This window comes from Pauljensenia sp. 27098_8_83, assembly GCF_041432695.1.
Taxonomy (GTDB): Bacteria; Actinomycetota; Actinomycetes; order Actinomycetales; family Actinomycetaceae; genus Pauljensenia.
Window position 1 is genome coordinate 23,785 of record NZ_JAPWAD010000026.1, and the last position, 16,490, is coordinate 40,274.

At 67.5% G+C, this 16,490-nt stretch carries 13 protein-coding genes; 6 read left to right on the top strand and 7 right to left on the bottom strand.

Annotated features, from left to right (window positions below):
* Positions 1-63 precede the first annotated feature (63 nt).
* From O3656_RS09025 to O3656_RS09040, 4 genes are all read right to left on the bottom strand, one after another.
* A complete protein-coding gene (locus O3656_RS09025; protein ID WP_500063670.1) occupies positions 64-597 on the bottom strand; it encodes a dihydrofolate reductase in 534 nt (177 codons plus the stop codon).
* Positions 594-1,397, bottom strand: coding sequence for a thymidylate synthase (locus tag O3656_RS09030; RefSeq protein WP_500063672.1), 804 nt, complete (start codon positions 1,395-1,397; stop codon positions 594-596). The genes O3656_RS09025 and O3656_RS09030 overlap by 4 nt, the downstream gene beginning before the upstream one ends.
* 1 nt (position 1,398) lies before the next feature.
* A complete protein-coding gene (locus tag O3656_RS09035) occupies positions 1,399-1,824 on the bottom strand; it encodes an OsmC family protein (RefSeq protein WP_003789918.1) in 426 nt (141 codons plus the stop codon).
* 86 nt (positions 1,825-1,910) lie between these two features.
* Entirely contained in the window at positions 1,911-2,393 is a 483-nt protein-coding gene (locus O3656_RS09040) for a DUF2505 domain-containing protein (protein WP_500063673.1), read from the bottom strand.
* A 97-nt stretch (positions 2,394-2,490) separates the two neighbouring features.
* Here O3656_RS09040 and O3656_RS09045 point away from each other — a divergent pair, with 97 nt between their 5' ends.
* On the top strand, positions 2,491-3,951 hold the full coding sequence (locus O3656_RS09045; protein WP_016460043.1) for a sensor histidine kinase: 1,461 nt from the start codon (positions 2,491-2,493) through the stop codon (positions 3,949-3,951).
* 107 nt (positions 3,952-4,058) lie between these two features.
* On the opposite strand, the gene O3656_RS09050 is transcribed toward O3656_RS09045, so the two are convergent.
* Entirely contained in the window at positions 4,059-4,310 is a 252-nt protein-coding gene (locus tag O3656_RS09050; RefSeq protein ID WP_500063674.1) for a WhiB family transcriptional regulator, read from the bottom strand.
* A gap of 155 nt (positions 4,311-4,465) precedes the next feature.
* Positions 4,466-7,498, bottom strand: a complete 3,033-nt coding sequence (locus O3656_RS09055; protein ID WP_500063675.1) for an FtsK/SpoIIIE domain-containing protein — start codon at positions 7,496-7,498, stop codon at positions 4,466-4,468.
* Between the two features lie 175 nt (positions 7,499-7,673).
* Here O3656_RS09055 and ligA point away from each other — a divergent pair, with 175 nt between their 5' ends.
* A complete protein-coding gene (ligA, locus tag O3656_RS09060; RefSeq protein ID WP_500063676.1) occupies positions 7,674-10,007 on the top strand; it encodes an NAD-dependent DNA ligase LigA in 2,334 nt (777 codons plus the stop codon).
* A gap of 19 nt (positions 10,008-10,026) precedes the next feature.
* Here the strand turns inward: ligA and O3656_RS09065 are convergent, their stop codons facing one another.
* A complete protein-coding gene (locus O3656_RS09065) occupies positions 10,027-11,292 on the bottom strand; it encodes a phospholipase D-like domain-containing protein (protein ID WP_500063677.1) in 1,266 nt (421 codons plus the stop codon).
* Between the two features lie 18 nt (positions 11,293-11,310).
* Here O3656_RS09065 and gatC point away from each other — a divergent pair, with 18 nt between their 5' ends.
* The 4 genes from gatC (at position 11,311) to O3656_RS09085 (ending at position 16,311) form a co-directional block, all read left to right on the top strand.
* Positions 11,311-11,607, top strand: a complete 297-nt coding sequence (gene gatC / locus O3656_RS09070) for an Asp-tRNA(Asn)/Glu-tRNA(Gln) amidotransferase subunit GatC (protein ID WP_500063679.1) — start codon at positions 11,311-11,313, stop codon at positions 11,605-11,607.
* Positions 11,607-13,112, top strand: coding sequence for an Asp-tRNA(Asn)/Glu-tRNA(Gln) amidotransferase subunit GatA (gene gatA, locus O3656_RS09075; RefSeq protein ID WP_500063680.1), 1,506 nt, complete (start codon positions 11,607-11,609; stop codon positions 13,110-13,112). The genes gatC and gatA overlap by 1 nt, the downstream gene beginning before the upstream one ends.
* On the top strand, positions 13,112-14,608 hold the full coding sequence (gatB, locus tag O3656_RS09080; protein ID WP_500063681.1) for an Asp-tRNA(Asn)/Glu-tRNA(Gln) amidotransferase subunit GatB: 1,497 nt from the start codon (positions 13,112-13,114) through the stop codon (positions 14,606-14,608). The genes gatA and gatB overlap by 1 nt, the downstream gene beginning before the upstream one ends.
* Positions 14,609-14,883: 275 nt before the next feature.
* Positions 14,884-16,311, top strand: a complete 1,428-nt coding sequence (locus O3656_RS09085; protein ID WP_500063683.1) for an NAD-dependent malic enzyme — start codon at positions 14,884-14,886, stop codon at positions 16,309-16,311.
* Positions 16,312-16,490 lie beyond the last annotated feature (179 nt).

Here is a 16,490-nt window from a genome sequence, read left to right on the forward strand (position 1 = left end):
TACGACGAAGGCCCCGCGCGATGCGCGGGGCCTTGCCGGACAGGTAACGAAACGGGGAAACGCTTAGCGTTGCACCCAGGTGCTCACCTTCCAGCGAGCGTCCCCCGAGCGCTCACGCCACTCGGCGTCGCTGCGTTCCTCGTCCCTGCGCCACAGCGCCGGATCCAGCGGCGGCGCGTACACGAACGTCGAACCCTCGGGCGCGCTCGCGCCCACGTCCAGATCCAGGTCGGTGACCACGGCCTCGTCCAAGAGTGGGAGAGTCTGCGCATAGAGCTGAGCCCCGCCCGTGATCCAGATGTACGGGGCATCCGTGCGCGCCGTTTCCTCGCGCGCGATCTGCAGCGCCTCGTCGATCGAGGACACGACGAGCGCACCCTCGGCCTCGTACCCGGGCGTGCGGGTGATCACGATGTTTGTGCGACCCGGCAGTGCGCGACCCAGGGCCTCCCACGAGCGGCGGCCCATGATGATCGGGCAGCCCATCGTGGAGGTCTTAAAGTGGCGGAAATCCGCGGGAACATGCCAGGACATGGCCGTGCCCGTCCCGATGATCCCGTTGCTATCCTGCGCCCAAATCGCGGCGAGCTTCGTCATACGGCGACCGGAGCCTTGATCGTGGGGTGATGCTGGTAGTCCGTCACCGAAATATCGTCGAAGGAGTACTCAAACATAGAGGGAGCCTTCGCGAGCTCTAGACGCGGGAACGGGTAGGGCTCGCGGCTCAGCTGCTCGGTCACCTGCTCCGTGTGGTTGGAGTAGATGTGGCAGTCCCCGCCCGTCCAAATGAAGTCGCCGACCTCAAGGCCCGCCTGCTGGGCGAACATGTGGGTGAGCAGCGAGTAGGACGCGATGTTGAAGGGCACGCCCAGGAACATGTCCGCGCTGCGCTGGTAGAGCTGCAGCGACAGGCGGCCGTCGGCCACGTACAGCTGGAAGAACGCGTGGCAGGGCTCGAGCGCCATTTCGGGCAGGTCGCCGACGTTCCACGCGGAGACCACCATGCGGCGCGAATCCGGGTTCGTCTTGAGCGTTTCGAGGACCTGGGAAATCTGGTCGATGTGGCGGCCGTCTCCCGCGTTCCACGAGCGCCACTGGACGCCGTACACCGGGCCCAGCTCTCCGTCCTCGTCCGCCCACTCGTTCCAGATGCGGATCCCGTTGTCCTGGAGCCAGGACACGTTCGACGACCCCGAGAGGAACCAGAGGAGTTCGCCGACCACCGACTTGAGGTGCACGCGCTTCGTCGTGATCAGCGGGAAGCCCTTGGACAGGTCGTAGCGCAGCTGCGCCCCGAACAGGGAACGCGTGCCCGTGCCGGTGCGGTCACCCTTGGGGGTGCCCTCACGCATAATGCGCGCCAGCAGGTCCTCGTACTGGCGGTCGACGGCGCTCACGTCAGTTGATCCGCTCGTTCGTCCACGTGTGCGAGGCCGGCAGCGCCTGGTCGACGACCGAGTGCTCGATCGTGCAGTTGCGCTTGATTGCGGCATCGGCGCGACGCTTGAGATCCTCGATCTCCTCGTCGGACAGGGCAGACATGTCCTGGACCAGCTCGACGTCCACGTGCGTGAAACGATCATTCTGCTGGTCGTAGTCGCCGGAGACGCCGACGAACTGCTCGAAATCGTCGCCCAGGCGAGCCGCCATGCGGGCATCCGAGCTCATCGCGTTGCAGCCCGCGATCGCGAGCTTGAGCAGATCGCCGGGGGAGAAGAGGCCGGGGCCATGACCGATGCGGATCTCGGCGCCGTCCTGGTTGCGGGCGACGTACTGACGCACGCCCGTACGCTGCATGTACAGAGACTTAGGGGTATCACTCATGGCACCTATTGTGTCGCGAAAAGACCCCGCCCGCCCAGTAACATGCGCTGGGCGGGCGGGGTTCCTCGTAGAGCGTAGAAAAAGCTTTAGCGATGCTCCTCCAACCACTGCGCGGCACTCGCCTGCTCGTTGTCGGTCAGGCGACCCACGCGGGCCACCGCCTCCTTCTCGATGCGTCCGCCCAGCAGGGGCACGCGCACCGACAGGTTGCCGCTCACCTCGCGGGCTGAGCCCGCATCGGTTGGGGTCAGCGTGGACGTGGCCTCGACGGACACGGGCGCGCCGTCCACGGCCACGGACGTGCGGGAGGTGGCCCCGGCCTCGTTGAGTGTCCACTCCTCGGTGAAAGTGACGCGCAGATCGGACTTGACAAAGCGCGCGGCCGCCGCCGGGATCAGCTCGGGGCGCACGGTGCCCGCGTACGACGCGCGCTGGCCCTCCACCGACACGGTCGTCGAGCCTTCCACGACAAACCGGCCGAAGCGTCGCTCCAGGTAGTCGGGGGTCAGGTACATGGCGACGACCTCGTCGACCGTACCGGGGTAAGAAATAGACTGCGTGAATTGCATGGCTCTCCTGACGTGATAACCAGCGCCGAAGCGTGTCCCGGCGCTCATTTACAACGAAGGTCCGCCCTCGCGGCCCCACTCCCTTTAGAGTAGATGCATGCGTAGTCTCATGCAGTTAGCTGAAGAAGCCTCTTCGACGCCGTTGTCGGAGCAGGACATCGATTGGCTGCACCTCCTCCTCGCGGACTGGCAGGTGCTCGCTGACCTGGCGGCCGCCGACCTGGTTTTGTGGCTGCCCGCCGACGACGGGCGCTTCATTGCCGCCGCCCACTGCCGCCCCGCGACCTCCGCGACCGTCCACGTGGACGACATCATCGGCCTGCACCTGCCCGCCGCCCGCGAAATCGATCTGCGTCGCGCCCTGCAGTCTGGGGAGGTCGTGCGCTCGACGGCCGCGCGCTGGGCGGGCACGTACTCGATGATGGAAACATGCGTGCCCGTGTGCCACGACGGGCGCATCATCGCCGTCGTCACCCGCGAGGCGAACCTGTCGAGCCCGCGCCTGTCCCTCGGTTTTGAAGGATGGACGGTGGCGGCTGCCGACACCCTGTGCCAGATGATGGCGCGCGGCGAATACCCCTACGACTCGACCCCGCAGGTCACCTCCCACGGTGTCCCGCGCGTCCTCGACGGAGCCCTCCTGCTCGATGCGGAGGGGCGCGTCCAGCACGCGACACCTAACGCTGTGTCCTGTCTGCGCCGCCTCGGCATCCGCACGCACGTGACCGGCAAGGTCCTCGCCCAGGAGATCACCGAGGTCATCGGCGAGGGGACCCTCATCGAAGAATCCATGGCGGTCGTTGTCATGGGCCGAGCCTCCTGGCGCGTCGAGATCGCCGCGCGCGCCTCCACCGTCAGCATGCGCGCCCTGCCCCTCGTCAACGGGCGCAAGCGCCTGGGCGCCGTCATCCTGACGCGCGACGTCTCCGAGGTCCACCGCCACGAGCAGGAACTCATGACGAAGGATGCGACGATCCGCGAGATCCACCACCGCGTGAAGAACAACCTGCAGACCGTGTCCGCCCTGCTGCGACTCCAGTCGCGCCGCTCCTCCGAGGAAGCGGTCAAGGTGGCGCTTGCCGAGGCCGAGCGTCGCGTGCAGGCGATCGCGACCGTGCACGCCGCCCTGTCGCAGAACGTGGATGAGTCGGTGGACTTCGACGAGGTCGCGCGCACGATCGTGCGCATGGCCGGTGCGATCGCCTCGACGGACCACGCCGTTGAGGTCATCACGACCGGTAGCTTCGGTACCATTCAGGCCGACCAGGCCCAGGCTCTGGCGACCGTCCTCAACGAGCTGGTCGCCAACTCTGTCGAGCACGGCCTCGCGGACCGTGATGGCCTTATCGAGGTGCGCGCCGAACGCCTGGGCTCGTCCATGACGGTGACCGTCGCAGACAATGGCGTGGGCTTCGTGCCGGGTACGCCGATGAGTGGCCTGGGCACGCAGATCGTCCATCAGATGGTGCGTGGCGAGCTCAAGGGCTCCATCGAGTGGGCCCCGCGTGAGGGCGGCGGCACGCTCGTGACGCTCCACGCGAACCTGGACCCCGCCTGACGGGGTCCGCGCGGGCTGGCTCAACGTTTCACCTATGAACGAGGCCGGGGATCCATGGTGGATCTCCGGCCTTGATCGTTGGTGCGCCGCGGGGCGGCGGTGGTCTGTTAGCAGCCCGCGCGGCGTGCGCGCGCGGCGCGGCGCTTGAGCGCGCGGCGCTCTTCCTCGCTCATACCGCCCCAGACGCCGGCATCCTGGTTGTTATCGATAGCCCACTGCAGGCAGATGCCCGCGACCTCGCACTCACGGCATACGGCCTTGGCCTCGGCGACCTGTGCGATGGCCGGACCCGTGTTCCCGATGGGGAAGAAAAGTTCCGGGTCAACTGTCAGGCATGCCGCCTTACTCCGCCAATCCATGATGTGTCTTTCGCTCCTCGACTGCCATGCGCTCGGGATGTTTTGCTTGTTCTCTAGTCAGTGTCCGTTCGTCATCTTAGTCGCGCAAGGGGGAGGCAACAGCGAAATGACAACGTCACTATGCGGCTGCTCACGGAGCCCGAATAAGATGGGACTTAGGTATTAACTGACCCAACGGTTAGTTGGACTGTTGTCAGCGTATCACCCTCGCAGATCAGTCCGCATGAAGGGGTCCAGCGTCGCGCGAGGACGGAGAGCGGGGATGCGTGGCAGTGTTGAATTAACGCGCGAATGACATTGTTCGTGGGATTCATCGCGAGAACTCTGTGCCCATCCCATCTGGCGATACGAGTCCAGGATCCTTGAGGAATTACGTCAGAAATTGTTGGCGTTTCTGCCCATCCGAGATGCGCGTGGAGTGCTGTGAGGATGGACGCGTCCTCCTGTCTGCCGATGATGATCCAGGGCAGCGGGTGATCCCATGTCGGCACCTCGTACGTGGGGCCGATCAGGGCCGGTGCATCCGTATTTCTGACCAGCGCCGAGACAGTTGCTGGGCTGGGGATGCGCCAGCTGTTTCTCTCATGTTCCGGATGAGCTTCCAGGTCACACGCGGTCCTGGGTATGCATGCGAGGAGGGTGCGTTCTCCGGGCCGTGCGAGCAGCGCCTGCCCAGGGCCTAGCGTGCGCAGGTCGGCGGGGGAGATGCCAGCATGGAGCGCTTCGTCCGCATCGCGTGCGCGCACGAGGCGTGTCGAAAACGCGCCCATCGTGGCACTCGATGCGGTGAAGCGCCCCGGGTAGGCTGCGACGATAATGACGCCGGCTCGCCGTGCCCCACCCAGCAGTGCGGCCCAGAGGGAATCCGCCTGCGGGGCTGACAGTGCCTGGGTGAGGGAGGCGCGCAGTGCGGCCGCGTCGGTGATAGCCAGGATCGCTGGGCCGTGCTCGCAGATTCCCTCCAGCAGGTCGATGGTGGAGACGTCGTCGCAGGCCAGGAATGACGCGCAGCCCGCAGCGCCCTCGTCTCCGATCACGTGGAGGGGATAGTCGCACCGACTCGCGATGCGCGTCGCGAGGGCGAGGGCCCACCGCGAGGCGAGGCTGGCCTCGTGCGCGCTGGCCTGAATCTGGATGCTTCCGCCGTCCCACACGAAGGGGGAATGCTCCTCGATCCCCTCGACGAGGCCGAGGGTGAGAACCCCCGCATTCGCCGGGGTGGGGCCTGGGTGCTGGTGTGTCAGCGCGGTTGCGGATCCGTTCGCAGCATCAACCTCGTCCCACGTGAGGGTCTCGGGCAGCTCGGGTGCCCACAGAGGAGCCGCACTCCCATTCGGCCACGAAAGCGCGCAGCGCGAGACGACGGAGGCGACGTTATCCATGTAGGCCAGCTGGATGACGCCGACGCCGTCGAGGACAGCGCGCCCGGGAACCCGGGGCAGCGAGGCGGCCCGTGCGTCCCCGAGGATGTCGGTCGAATCGGCGGCGCTCACGCAGCGCAGGGACAGGCGGATGTCCATGTTGGCGCGCATCTGCGCACTCACGGCCCCCGACGGGCGCTGTGTTGCCGCGATGAGGTGGAGACCTAGGCTGCGCCCCTGCGCGGCGAGCCGCAGCAAGACCTCCATCGACGAGGGGTGGGCCTGGGCGAGGAAACGGAACTCGTCAATGGCGACGATGAGCCGGGCAGGGGCCTCGGGGACCGAGGAGGGGTCGCCCTCGTGGGCGCGCTCCCACGTGGCCAGGTCGGGGAACCCGCGTGCACGCAATTGCTCCTCGCGGCGCTGTAGCTCGGCAGCGATCCCCTCGAGAGCCCGCGTCGTCGCACCGGGATCCAAATCGGTCAGGAGCGCGTGCGTGTGGGGCAGTGCCTGCAGGCGGGCGAATGTCGATCCGCCCTTGTAGTCGATGAGGACGAAGCGCACCTTGTCGGGGCTGTAGCAGTGCGCGATCGAGGCAAGCCAGCCGATCAGCGCCTCCGATTTCCCGGAACCCGTACACCCGGCGACGAGCGCGTGCGGGCCATCAGAGACGAGGTCCAGCTCGATGGGGCCAGACTGCGACATCCCGATCCGCACGCTCAGGACGCCGGAGGACCCACGGGCATGGTCTGGATCCCATCCCACGCGCGAGGGGAGAGCGTCGCGAGCATCCGCTCGGGTGACCGTCCACCACCACTGAGGCGCGACCGGCAGATCATCGGTGACACACACCTGCGCGCACCAGGACGGCAGGCGAGCGATGGAGGACGCGTACCCGATGTGCACGGTCGGTCTGTCATCCTCCGCGCCTCGCGCGCAGTGCGGGCACGACTCGCCAGCACTCACGTGGATGTCCACGCCCGCGTGCCCCAGCAGGACTGGGGAGGCGCTGTTCCACCACACCCTCGCGCCTCCCACCTGCGCGGCTATCTGCCCCGCGCACCACAGGGCACACTGGGTGGCGTGGAGTCCCGCGATACCGAGCGCGGAGCGCCCCGGCTCATCCGACGACGTCGAGAGGAGCACGCGTTGACGGGGGCTCGTGGCCCGTCCCGGCCACACGCTCGCCCGCACGCTCCGGGGCGAGGGGCCGCAGTCAGGTAGTCCAGCGAGCACCAGTGAGAGCGTGGCGCCATCCCAACCCCTACGCCGCCGACGCGCACGCCAGCAGAGAATGATCGCGGTGACGCAGGCGACGGCCGCCACCAGCGAAGCGATACCGATCCATAACCGTGGAGCGCTCGCGGCTGCTCGCAGGCGCCAGCCCATGAAACCGAGCATGACGACGACGGAAACCAGGGGAGCACCCCTGAGCAGGGACGATCCCGTGAGCGAGCCCCGGCCTCGTCGCTCGACGCCCGGCCACGCCAAGCGCATCGGGCGCGCGCGGACCTCGAAAACGTCGTCGCCGAGGCGCAGGCGAGCCCCGGGGGTCATCTCCCGCGCGGTGCGGGCACTGCACCACCAGCGTGCGCGGGTGCGCAGCCGAAACGGAGGGGAATCCGGCCGGGCATCAAGGAACGCGCGACCCTCACGCGTGGTGAAAACCGCGTGTGTGCGCGCCACGCTCGCGCATGACAGGGGCATATCGCCCGCGCGACCGACCGTGCCGGGGGCCACCACGACACCAACGTCGGGTCCCTGAACGCACGCGAGGTGCAGGTCGGTGCGCAGGGCAGCGCGGGCGAGACAACCAGAATCTTTCATAACCCAACGATCCCGCCGCTTGCGAGCGCATTCAAGCGCCAGGACACGCCCTGTGGATAACCGGTCGCGGCCCCGAAACCCTGTGGATAAGCGCCTCGCAGGACCGTGTGGCTATGACCACCTCCGCCGTTGGAAGGCCTCGCCCACCGGCCCGCCAGCCTCCCGGAATGCAAGAATGGACCCCATGGCTGACTCCACGTTCGAGACGACACGCGACCGTTACAACGACCTCGTTGAGCGCATCAACGAGGCCCGCGCTGCCTACTACGACCGTGATTCGCCGACCCTCGCGGACGCGGACTACGACCGCATGTACCGCGAGGTCGAGGAGATTGAGGAGCGCTACCCGCAGCTGCGCGGAGCCGACTCGCCCACGATGAGCGTGGGCGGCAGCGTCGACTCCGGGTTCTCCGAGGTGCGCCACCTCGCCCAGATGATGTCCCTCGACGACGTGTTCTCCCTCGAGGAGCTCGCCGGCTGGGAGACCCGCATGGCCGAGGCCACCGGCATCTCCGACCTCGAGATGACGACCGAGGTGAAGGTCGACGGCCTGTCCATCAACCTCCTGTACGAGAACGGACGCCTCGTGCGCGCCGCGACCCGAGGCGACGGTTACGTCGGCGAAGACGTCACCGCCAACGCACGCACGATCGCGTCGATCCCGCAGACCCTGACGGGCACCGTCCCCACCCGCATCGAGGTGCGCGGCGAGGTTTACTTCCCGGTCGCCGACTTCGCCGCATTCAACGAGGCCCGCGTCGAGGCCGGGGAAAAGACCTTCGTCAACGCGCGCAACGCCGCCGCCGGATCCCTGCGCCAAAAGGACCCGGCAGAGACCGCCAAGCGCCCCCTCGCGATGGTCGCCCACGGCATTGGCTTCGTCGAGGCCGGGGAGGACTTCACCGAGCCGACCACCCAGATGGGCTGGTACGAGCAGCTGCGCGACTGGGGTCTGCCCGTCTCGCCCTACACGCGCCTGCTCACGGGCCGGAAGGCCATCGAAGAGCGGATCGCCGAGATCGGCGCGGACCGCCACGGCCTCGTCCACGAGATCGACGGCGTCGTCGTCAAGGTTAACGACCTGGCCCTCCAGCGTTCCCTTGGTTCGACCTCGCGCACCCCGCGCTGGGCGGCCGCCTACAAGTTCCCGCCCGAAGAGGTCCACACGCGCCTGCTCGACATCCGGGTACAGGTGGGCCGCACGGGCCGCGTCACCCCGTACGGTGTCATGGAATCCGTGCTGGTCGCCGGCTCGAACGTCGCGCGCGCGACCCTGCACAACGCCCAGGAGGTCGCCCGCAAGGGCGTGCTCATCGGCGACCTCGTCGTCCTGCGCAAGGCCGGCGACGTCATCCCCGAGATCGTCGCCCCCGTCGAGGACGCGCGCAACGGCTCCGAGCGCCCCTTCGTCATGCCTACCGAGTGCCCCTCCTGCGGGACGACGCTCTTCCAGGAGAAGGAAGGCGACGTCGATCTGCGCTGCCCGAACAAGGGTTTGTGCCCCGCGCAGATCACCGAGCGCCTCGCCCATGTCGGCGCCCGATCCGCCCTGGATGTGGAGGGCCTCGGCGACGAGTCCGCGCTCGCCATGACCCAGCCCGAAAACGACCGCGACGAGGTGGCGGCCGCCCTGGTCGCCGGCCACAGCGTCACGCTGGAGGACGGCACCGTCCTCACCCTTGAGGGCGGCCGCGAGCTGCCCCACGGCGAGCAGATCACCCGTGCCGAGGAACTCCTGCCCGCCCCGCAGGCCCCCGCACTGCGCACCGAAGCCGCGCTCTTTGATCTGGGCACCGAGGATCTGCGCGACGTCATGGTGTGGAAGCCCGTCAAGAAGAAGGGCGAGGAAACCGGGGACTGGAAGCAGGTCCGCTACTTCTGGACCAAGGCCTACAAGCCCCGCAAGCTGCGCGGTCAGACCGTCTTCGAACCGATCGAGCCCAGCGCCTCCAAGGGCACCGAGAAGATGCTCGCCGAGCTGGAGAAGGCCAAGAGCCAGCCCCTCGCGCGCGTCCTCGTGGCCCTGTCCATCCGCCACGTCGGCCCCACGGCGGCCCGCGCGCTCGCAGAGAAGTTCCGCTCGATGGACGCCCTGCGCGCCGCCTCGGTCGAGGAACTCTCCGCCGTCGAGGGCGTGGGCGAGGAGATCGGCCGCTCCCTGCGCGACTGGTTCACGGTCGATTGGCACCTGGAGGTGCTTGAGGCGTGGGCGCGCGCGGGTGTGCGCATGGCTGACGAGGCGCCAGAGCCGGCCTCGGACGTGCTCGCTGGTCTGACGATCGTCGTCTCGGGCGCGATGCCCGGCTACGACCGCGAGGGCGCCAAGGAGGCGATCACCTCGCGCGGAGGAAAGGCGGCGGGCTCGGTCTCGAAGAAGACGTCCCTCGTGGTCGCGGGCCCGGGCGCGGGTTCCAAGGAGAAGAAAGCCAAAGAACTGGGCGTCCCCGTCATCACCGAGCAGCAGTTCGCGGACCTCCTCGAGGGAGGCCTGGCGGCCGTCGGCCTGTAACGAGGCCGGGGCGGGGCGCTCAGACGAGGGGCTCCAAGGGGCCCAGCAGCACTTCGCCCACGCGGGTGAGCGTTGAACGCTTTTCCCACTCGTCGATCGTCAGGCGGCGGGCCGTTGTCAGGTCGTTCGCGAAAATCTCCTCCATGCGCGCCGCGAGGGGCCGCGAGAAGAACTGCAGGCACACCTCGTAGTTGCCTCGCATCGAGAGGCGGTCGATGTTCGCCGTGCCGATCGTCGACCAGCGTCCGTCCACCGTCATCGTCTTCGAGTGGACCATCGCGTGCTGGTACAGCCAGATCTCCACGCCTTCGCGCAGCAGCTCGCCGTAGTAGGGGCGCGCCACCCAGTCCGCCAGGATGTGGTTGGAATACTCGGGGATCAAGACTTGGACGCGCACGCCTCGGCGCGCAGCGGCGATCAGGGAGCCGAGTACCTCGCGGTCGGGGATGAAGTACGCCGTCGTGATGAGCACGCGGTCGGTCGCCCGCTCGATCGCGTCGATGTACATGCCGCGGATCGGGTAGAGCAGATTGTGGGGCAGATTGAACTGCGCTGTCACGTCCGCGCTCCACGCGCGCGCACCCTGATCAGGCAGCTCCGGGCTGGTTTTGGGACGGAAGTGATTCCAGAAGTCCACGAAACCGTTCTCTAGCTCCCACACGGCCTCGCCCGTGATGCGCACGTGGGTGTCGCGCCACTCGTTCGCGAACGGATCACCGATGTTGTAGCCGCCGACGAAGCCGACCTCGCCGTCGACCACGAGGATCTTGCGGTGATCCTGGCCCGTCCGGCGAATGTTCAGGGTGAAGAAGCCCGAGCGCAGCGTCGGGAAGCGGCGCACGTGCAGGTTCGGTATCGCGGGGAACTTGTAGAAGCGTGGATCCTGGTTGAGGACACCGAAGCCGTCCCAGATGCAGAAGACCTCGACACCGCGTTCGGCAGCAGAGATGAGAGCGTCCTTAAATCGTTGACCCCAGCGATCCGAGCGCCAGATAAAGGTCTCGAAATAAATGTGATGCGTCGCCCCTTCGATGGCCTCCAGCATGTCCTCGTACAGGGAGTGTCCCTCCGTGTACGTGCGCGCCACGGTGTCGCCGATCTGCGTGTCGGCGGGAGGCAGGGTCGGGAAACCGTGCACGCCACCGGGGATACGGGCGGTGCGCATGCGGTCAATCGCGTGAACGGTGACGACCGCCGCCGCCTGGGCGGCGAGCAGGGCGATGCCCGCTTTTTTGACGATCGACCACGTCTGCCTGGTGAGTTGGCGTCGCTGTGAAAAGGCCATACGGGTAGGATGCCACACATGTCACGCATTAGTACTGACGAGGTCGCCCGCGTCGCGGGCCTGGCCCATATCGCATTGACCGACGAGGAAATTACGCGTTTCGCGGGTGAACTCGACGCGATCGCCGACGCCGTCTCCAAGGTGTCCGAGGTCGCCACCCCCGAGGTGCCTGCCACCTCCCACCCGATTCCGCTGACCAACGTGTGGCGCGAGGACGTGGTGGGCGAAACCGTGAACCGCGACGAGGTGCTCGCTGCGGCACCCGCCGCCCAGGATGGCCAGTTCCTGGTTCCGCAGATTCTGGGGGAGGACTGATGAACGAGCTGCTGAAGAAGAGCGCCCTCGAGCTGGCGGACATGCTGGCTGCCGGCCAGATCACCTCCGTCGAGCTGACCCAGGCGTGCCTGGACCGCATCGACGCCATTGATGATCGCGTCAACGCCTTCATCACCGTCGACCGCGAGGGCGCCCTGGCGACCGCAGCCGACGTGGACGCGCGCCGCGCGGCGGGGGAGACCCTGCACCGCCTGGCGGGCGTGCCGATCGCCGTCAAGGACAACGTGGTGACGCGCGGCCTGCGCACCACCTGCGCCTCGAAGATCCTGGGCGACTGGGAGCCTCCCTACGACGCGACCGTCACCACCAAGATCAAGGAAGCCGGCCTGCCCATCGTCGGCAAGACCAACATGGACGAGTTCGCCATGGGTTCGTCCACCGAGCACTCCGCGTTCGGTGCGACCAAGAACCCGTGGGACACCGAGCGTATCCCCGGCGGCTCCGGCGGTGGCTCGGCAGCGGCTGTTGCGGCCTACATGGTGCCCTTCGCGCTCGGTTCCGACACGGGTGGCTCGATCCGCCAGCCCGCGTTCGTGACCGGCACGGTCGGCGCGAAGCCCACCTACGGCGCGGTGTCGCGTTACGGCCTGGTGGCCATGGCCTCGTCCCTGGACCAGATCGGCCCCGTCACCCGCACGGTCGCCGACGCGGCCGCACTGACCGAGCTGATCGGCGGCTACGACCCCCACGACTCGACCTCCCTGAACGAGCCGGTTCCCGCGCTCGCCGAGGCCGTCGAAACCGTGGCCGCGCAGGGTTCCATGAAGGGCCTGAAGGTCGGCGTCGTCAAGGAGCTGAGCGGCGAGGGCTACCAGCAGGACGTCATCGACGCCTTCAACGCCACCGTCGAGAAGCTGCGCGAGGCCGGCGCGCAGATCGTCGAGGTCTCCTGCCCGCACCTGGAGTACTCGCTGGGTGCCTACTACCTGATCATGCCCGCCGAGGTCTCTTCGAACCTGGCCCGCTTCGACGGCATGCGCTACGGCATCCGCGTCGAGCCCACCGAGGGCCCCGTGACCGCTGAGCGCGTCATGGCCGCCACCCGCGAGGCCGGCTTCGGCGACGAGGTCAAGCGCCGCATCATCCTGGGCACGCACGTGCTCTCGGCTGGCTACTACGACGCCTACTACGGCAGCGCGCAGAAGGTCCGCACGCTCATCCAGCGTGACTTCGACGCGGTGTTCGAGCAGGTCGACGTCCTCGTGTCGCCGACGGCCCCCGAGACGGCCTTCAAGTTCGGCGAGAAGACCTCCGACCCGCTGGCCATGTACCTCTACGACGTCGCCACGATCCCCGCGAACTTGGCGGGCATCCCCGGCGTGAACGTGCCGAACGCGGTGTCTTCCGAGGGCCTGCCCATCGGCTTCCAGGTGCTGGCCCCCGCGCGCGGCGACCTGGTCATGTACAAGGTGGCGTCCCTGGTGGAGGCGCTCAGCGACGACGTCGCGGGTCAGTGCCCCGCAGCTAACTGGGAGGAAAAGTGATGACTGAGCTCATGGATTACGACGAGGCGGCCCGCCGCTTCGACCCGGTTCTCGGCATTGAGGTGCACGTCGAGCTGGGCACCAAGACCAAGATGTTCGACGCCGCCCCCAACGCGTTCGGCGGCGACCCGAACACCTACGTGACCCCCGTGTCGCTGGGCCTGCCCGGCTCCCTGCCGGTCGTCAACCACAAGGCCGTCGAGTACGCCATCAAGATCGGCCTGGCCCTGAACTGCGAGATTGCGCAGTACTGCCGGTTCGCGCGTAAGAACTACTTCTACCCGGACCTGACTAAGGCCTTCCAGACCTCCCAGTCCGACGAGCCGATCGCTCACGACGGCTACGTGGACGTCGAGCTCGAGGACGGCACCATGTTCCGCGTGGAGATTGAGCGCGCGCACATGGAGGAGGACGCGGGCAAGAACACGCACATCGGTGGTGCGGACGGTCGCATCCAGGGCGCGGATCACTCGCTCGTGGATTACAACCGTGCGGGCGTGCCGCTCGTGGAGATCGTGACCCGTCCGATTCGTGGTGCCGGCGAGCGCGCGCCCGAGGTGGCCGCCGCCTACGTGCAGGCCCTGCGCGACATCTTCCGCGCCCTGGACGTGTCCGAGGCCCGCATGGAGCGCGGCAACGTGCGCGCCGACATCAACGTGTCGCTGCGCCCGTCGCCGGAGTCGCCCTTGGGGACGCGCACTGAGACGAAGAACGTGAACTCGTTCCGCGGTATCGCCTCGGCCGTGCGCTACGAGATGCAGCGTCAGGCCCAGATCCTGGCCGACGGCGGCACGATCCTGCAGGAGACCCGCCACTACCACGAGGAGGATGGCTCGACGTCGTCCGGCCGTGAGAAGTCGGATTCCGAGGACTACCGCTACTTCCCCGAGCCCGACCTGGTGCCGATCCGCCCGGATCGCGAATGGGTGGAGGAGCTGCGCGCTTCGCTGCCGGAGCTGCCCGTCGCCAAGCGCCGCCGCCTGCGCACCGAGTGGGGCTACGCGGACATGGAGATGCGCGACGTCATCAACGCCGGCGCCCTCGAGCTCATCGAGGCCACGGTCGCTGCTGGCTGTGATCCCGCCTCCGCCCGCAAGTGGTGGATGGGCGAGATCTCGCGTCGCGCCAAGGAACGCGAGGTTTCCCTCGACGAGGCCGGGGTCAGCCCCGCTCAGGTCGCGCAGCTCCAGGGTCTCATCGACTCTGGCCGCATCAACGACAAGCTGGCGCGCCAGGCCCTCGAGGGTGTCCTCGCGGGCGAAGGCGACCCGACGCAGGTCGTCGAGGCCCGAGGCCTCGAGGTCGTCTCCGACGAAGGTGCCCTGACGGCGGCCGTCCAGGAGGCCCTGGACGCCCACCCCGACATCGTCGAGAAGATCAAGGGCGGCAAGGTCCAGGCGGCCGGTGCCCTCGTCGGCGCGGTCATGAAGGCCACCCGCGGGCAGGCTGACGCCGCCCGTGTGCGCGAGCTGATCATGGAGATGGTCGGCGCCTGAGGTTCATCCTCGCGAGCGAAAGGGGCCGGGATCGATGCGATCCCGGCCCCTTTCGCCATGGTGGGACTGCGTGTTCCCCTTCGTGCACGCCATCCGGCGAGCGCGCCCGGGCCTCGTGCGTGCGTGCCCAAGGAGGAGTCCCGGCCTCGTCCCTGATCATGCGCGCGTGTCCACGTTGTGGCCTCCCCCTACCGGCAGGCGTGCAAAGTTACTTAGGATGAGCGCGTGAGGACAGCCTGACCGCCTGTGGCCGGGCGCCCAACGAAAGGACAGATATGCGCACATCGCCGTCGTACACCGCCTCCTACCGCATTGAGGTGGACGAGAAGACGACTTCCATCGCGTCCATTGTTGACGCAGTCTCTTCGACTGGAGCGGAGATCAAGGGCCTCGACGTGGCCGATTCCGACCGCGGGCGCATCATCATCGACCTGACGTGCGACATGCGCGATTCTGAGCACCGTCGCGAGGTTCGCGACGCCATTAACGCGCTGCCCGGCGTGGCCTCCGACTCGGTCGCCGACCAGACCTTCATGAGCCACATCGGCGGCAAGGTGGAAATCCACTCCAAGGTGCCCCTGCGTAACCGTGACGACCTCTCGCGCGCCTACACGCCCGGCGTTGCCCGCGTGTGCACCGCCATCCACGACATGCCCCAGAAGGCCCACCTGCTGACCATGAAGGCCAACACGGTCGCGGTCGTCTCCGACGGCACCGCGGTGCTCGGCCTGGGCGACATCGGCCCCGAGGCCGCCCTGCCCGTCATGGAGGGCAAGGCCGTCCTGTTCAAGGAATTCGGAGGCGTCGACGCCTGGCCCGTCGTCCTGGACACCAAGGACACCGAAGAGATCATCTCGATCGTCAAGGCCATTGCCCCGGCGTACGGTGGCATCAACCTGGAGGACATTTCCGCGCCGCGCTGCTTTGAGATCGAGGAGCGCCTGCGTGCCGAGCTCGACATCCCAGTCTTCCACGACGACCAGCACGGAACCGCGATCGTGGTGCTCTCCGCGCTTATTAATGCGCTGAAGATCGTGGGCAAGAAGATCGAAGACGTGCGTATCGTCGTCTCCGGCGTCGGCGCGGCCGGTAACGCAATCATCCGACTGCTGCTGGCCCAGGGCGCGCGCGACATTATCGGCTGCGGCCGCGACGGCGCGCTGTCGGGCGACGCCACCGAAGGCATGCACCCCTCCCGTAAGGCCCTGGCCGAGGCGACCAACCCCCGCCACGTCCACGGCTCCCTCAAAGAGGTCCTCAAGGGTGCCGACGTCTTCATCGGCGTCTCCTCCGGCAACATCCTGGAGCCCTCCGACATCGGGACCATGGCAGACGACGCGATCGTCTTCGCCCTGGCGAACCCCACGCCCGAGGTCGACCCGATCGGTGCCGGCAAGTACGCGGCCGTCGTTGCGACCGGACGAAGCGACTACCCGAACCAGATCAACAACGTGCTCGCCTTCCCCGGCCTGTTCCGCGGTCTCCTCGATGCGAAGGTCAAGGAGATTACAACCGAGGTCCTGCGCGTCGCTGCCGTCGCTATCGCGTCGGTGATCTCCGATGACGAGCTCAGCCCGTCCTACATCATCCCCGGTGCCTTCGATAAGCGGGTCGCCCCCGCCGTCTCCAAGGCCGTGCGTCGCGCCGTGCGCGACCTTCCGACCGTGGATATCCCTGTTCAGCCCGATATGGATGTGAACTGAGAGTCATTTCGGCTGTTTTGCGGGCCCGATCGCGCTATTCGAGTGCGATCGGGCCCGCCTTTTTGCCGTCTGGCTGGGGGAGTGCAAGAGAAGTTGAGGTCGACTTTTCGTTGTGTTTGTTGGGTTTGTGGGGTGTGTGGTGGGGGTCACGGTGTTTTGGTTTGACTTTGGGTGTGGGG

What these genes read in the sequence shown, in the direction of transcription:
- O3656_RS09085 (WP_500063683.1), top strand. Translation starts at nt 14,884, where the DNA reads ATGCGCACATCGCCGTCGTACACCGCCTCCTACCGCATTGAGGTGGAC.
- O3656_RS09040 (WP_500063673.1), bottom strand. Translation starts at nt 2,393, where the DNA reads ATGCAATTCACGCAGTCTATTTCTTACCCCGGTACGGTCGACGAGGTC.
- O3656_RS09035 (WP_003789918.1), bottom strand. Translation starts at nt 1,824, where the DNA reads ATGAGTGATACCCCTAAGTCTCTGTACATGCAGCGTACGGGCGTGCGT.
- O3656_RS09065 (WP_500063677.1), bottom strand. Translation starts at nt 11,292, where the DNA reads ATGGCCTTTTCACAGCGACGCCAACTCACCAGGCAGACGTGGTCGATC.
- gatC (WP_500063679.1), top strand. Translation starts at nt 11,311, where the DNA reads ATGTCACGCATTAGTACTGACGAGGTCGCCCGCGTCGCGGGCCTGGCC.
- gatB (WP_500063681.1), top strand. Translation starts at nt 13,112, where the DNA reads ATGACTGAGCTCATGGATTACGACGAGGCGGCCCGCCGCTTCGACCCG.
- O3656_RS09025 (WP_500063670.1), bottom strand. Translation starts at nt 597, where the DNA reads ATGACGAAGCTCGCCGCGATTTGGGCGCAGGATAGCAACGGGATCATC.
- O3656_RS09045 (WP_016460043.1), top strand. Translation starts at nt 2,491, where the DNA reads ATGCGTAGTCTCATGCAGTTAGCTGAAGAAGCCTCTTCGACGCCGTTG.
- O3656_RS09055 (WP_500063675.1), bottom strand. Translation starts at nt 7,498, where the DNA reads ATGAAAGATTCTGGTTGTCTCGCCCGCGCTGCCCTGCGCACCGACCTG.
- O3656_RS09050 (WP_500063674.1), bottom strand. Translation starts at nt 4,310, where the DNA reads ATGGATTGGCGGAGTAAGGCGGCATGCCTGACAGTTGACCCGGAACTT.
- ligA (WP_500063676.1), top strand. Translation starts at nt 7,674, where the DNA reads ATGGACCCCATGGCTGACTCCACGTTCGAGACGACACGCGACCGTTAC.
- gatA (WP_500063680.1), top strand. Translation starts at nt 11,607, where the DNA reads ATGAACGAGCTGCTGAAGAAGAGCGCCCTCGAGCTGGCGGACATGCTG.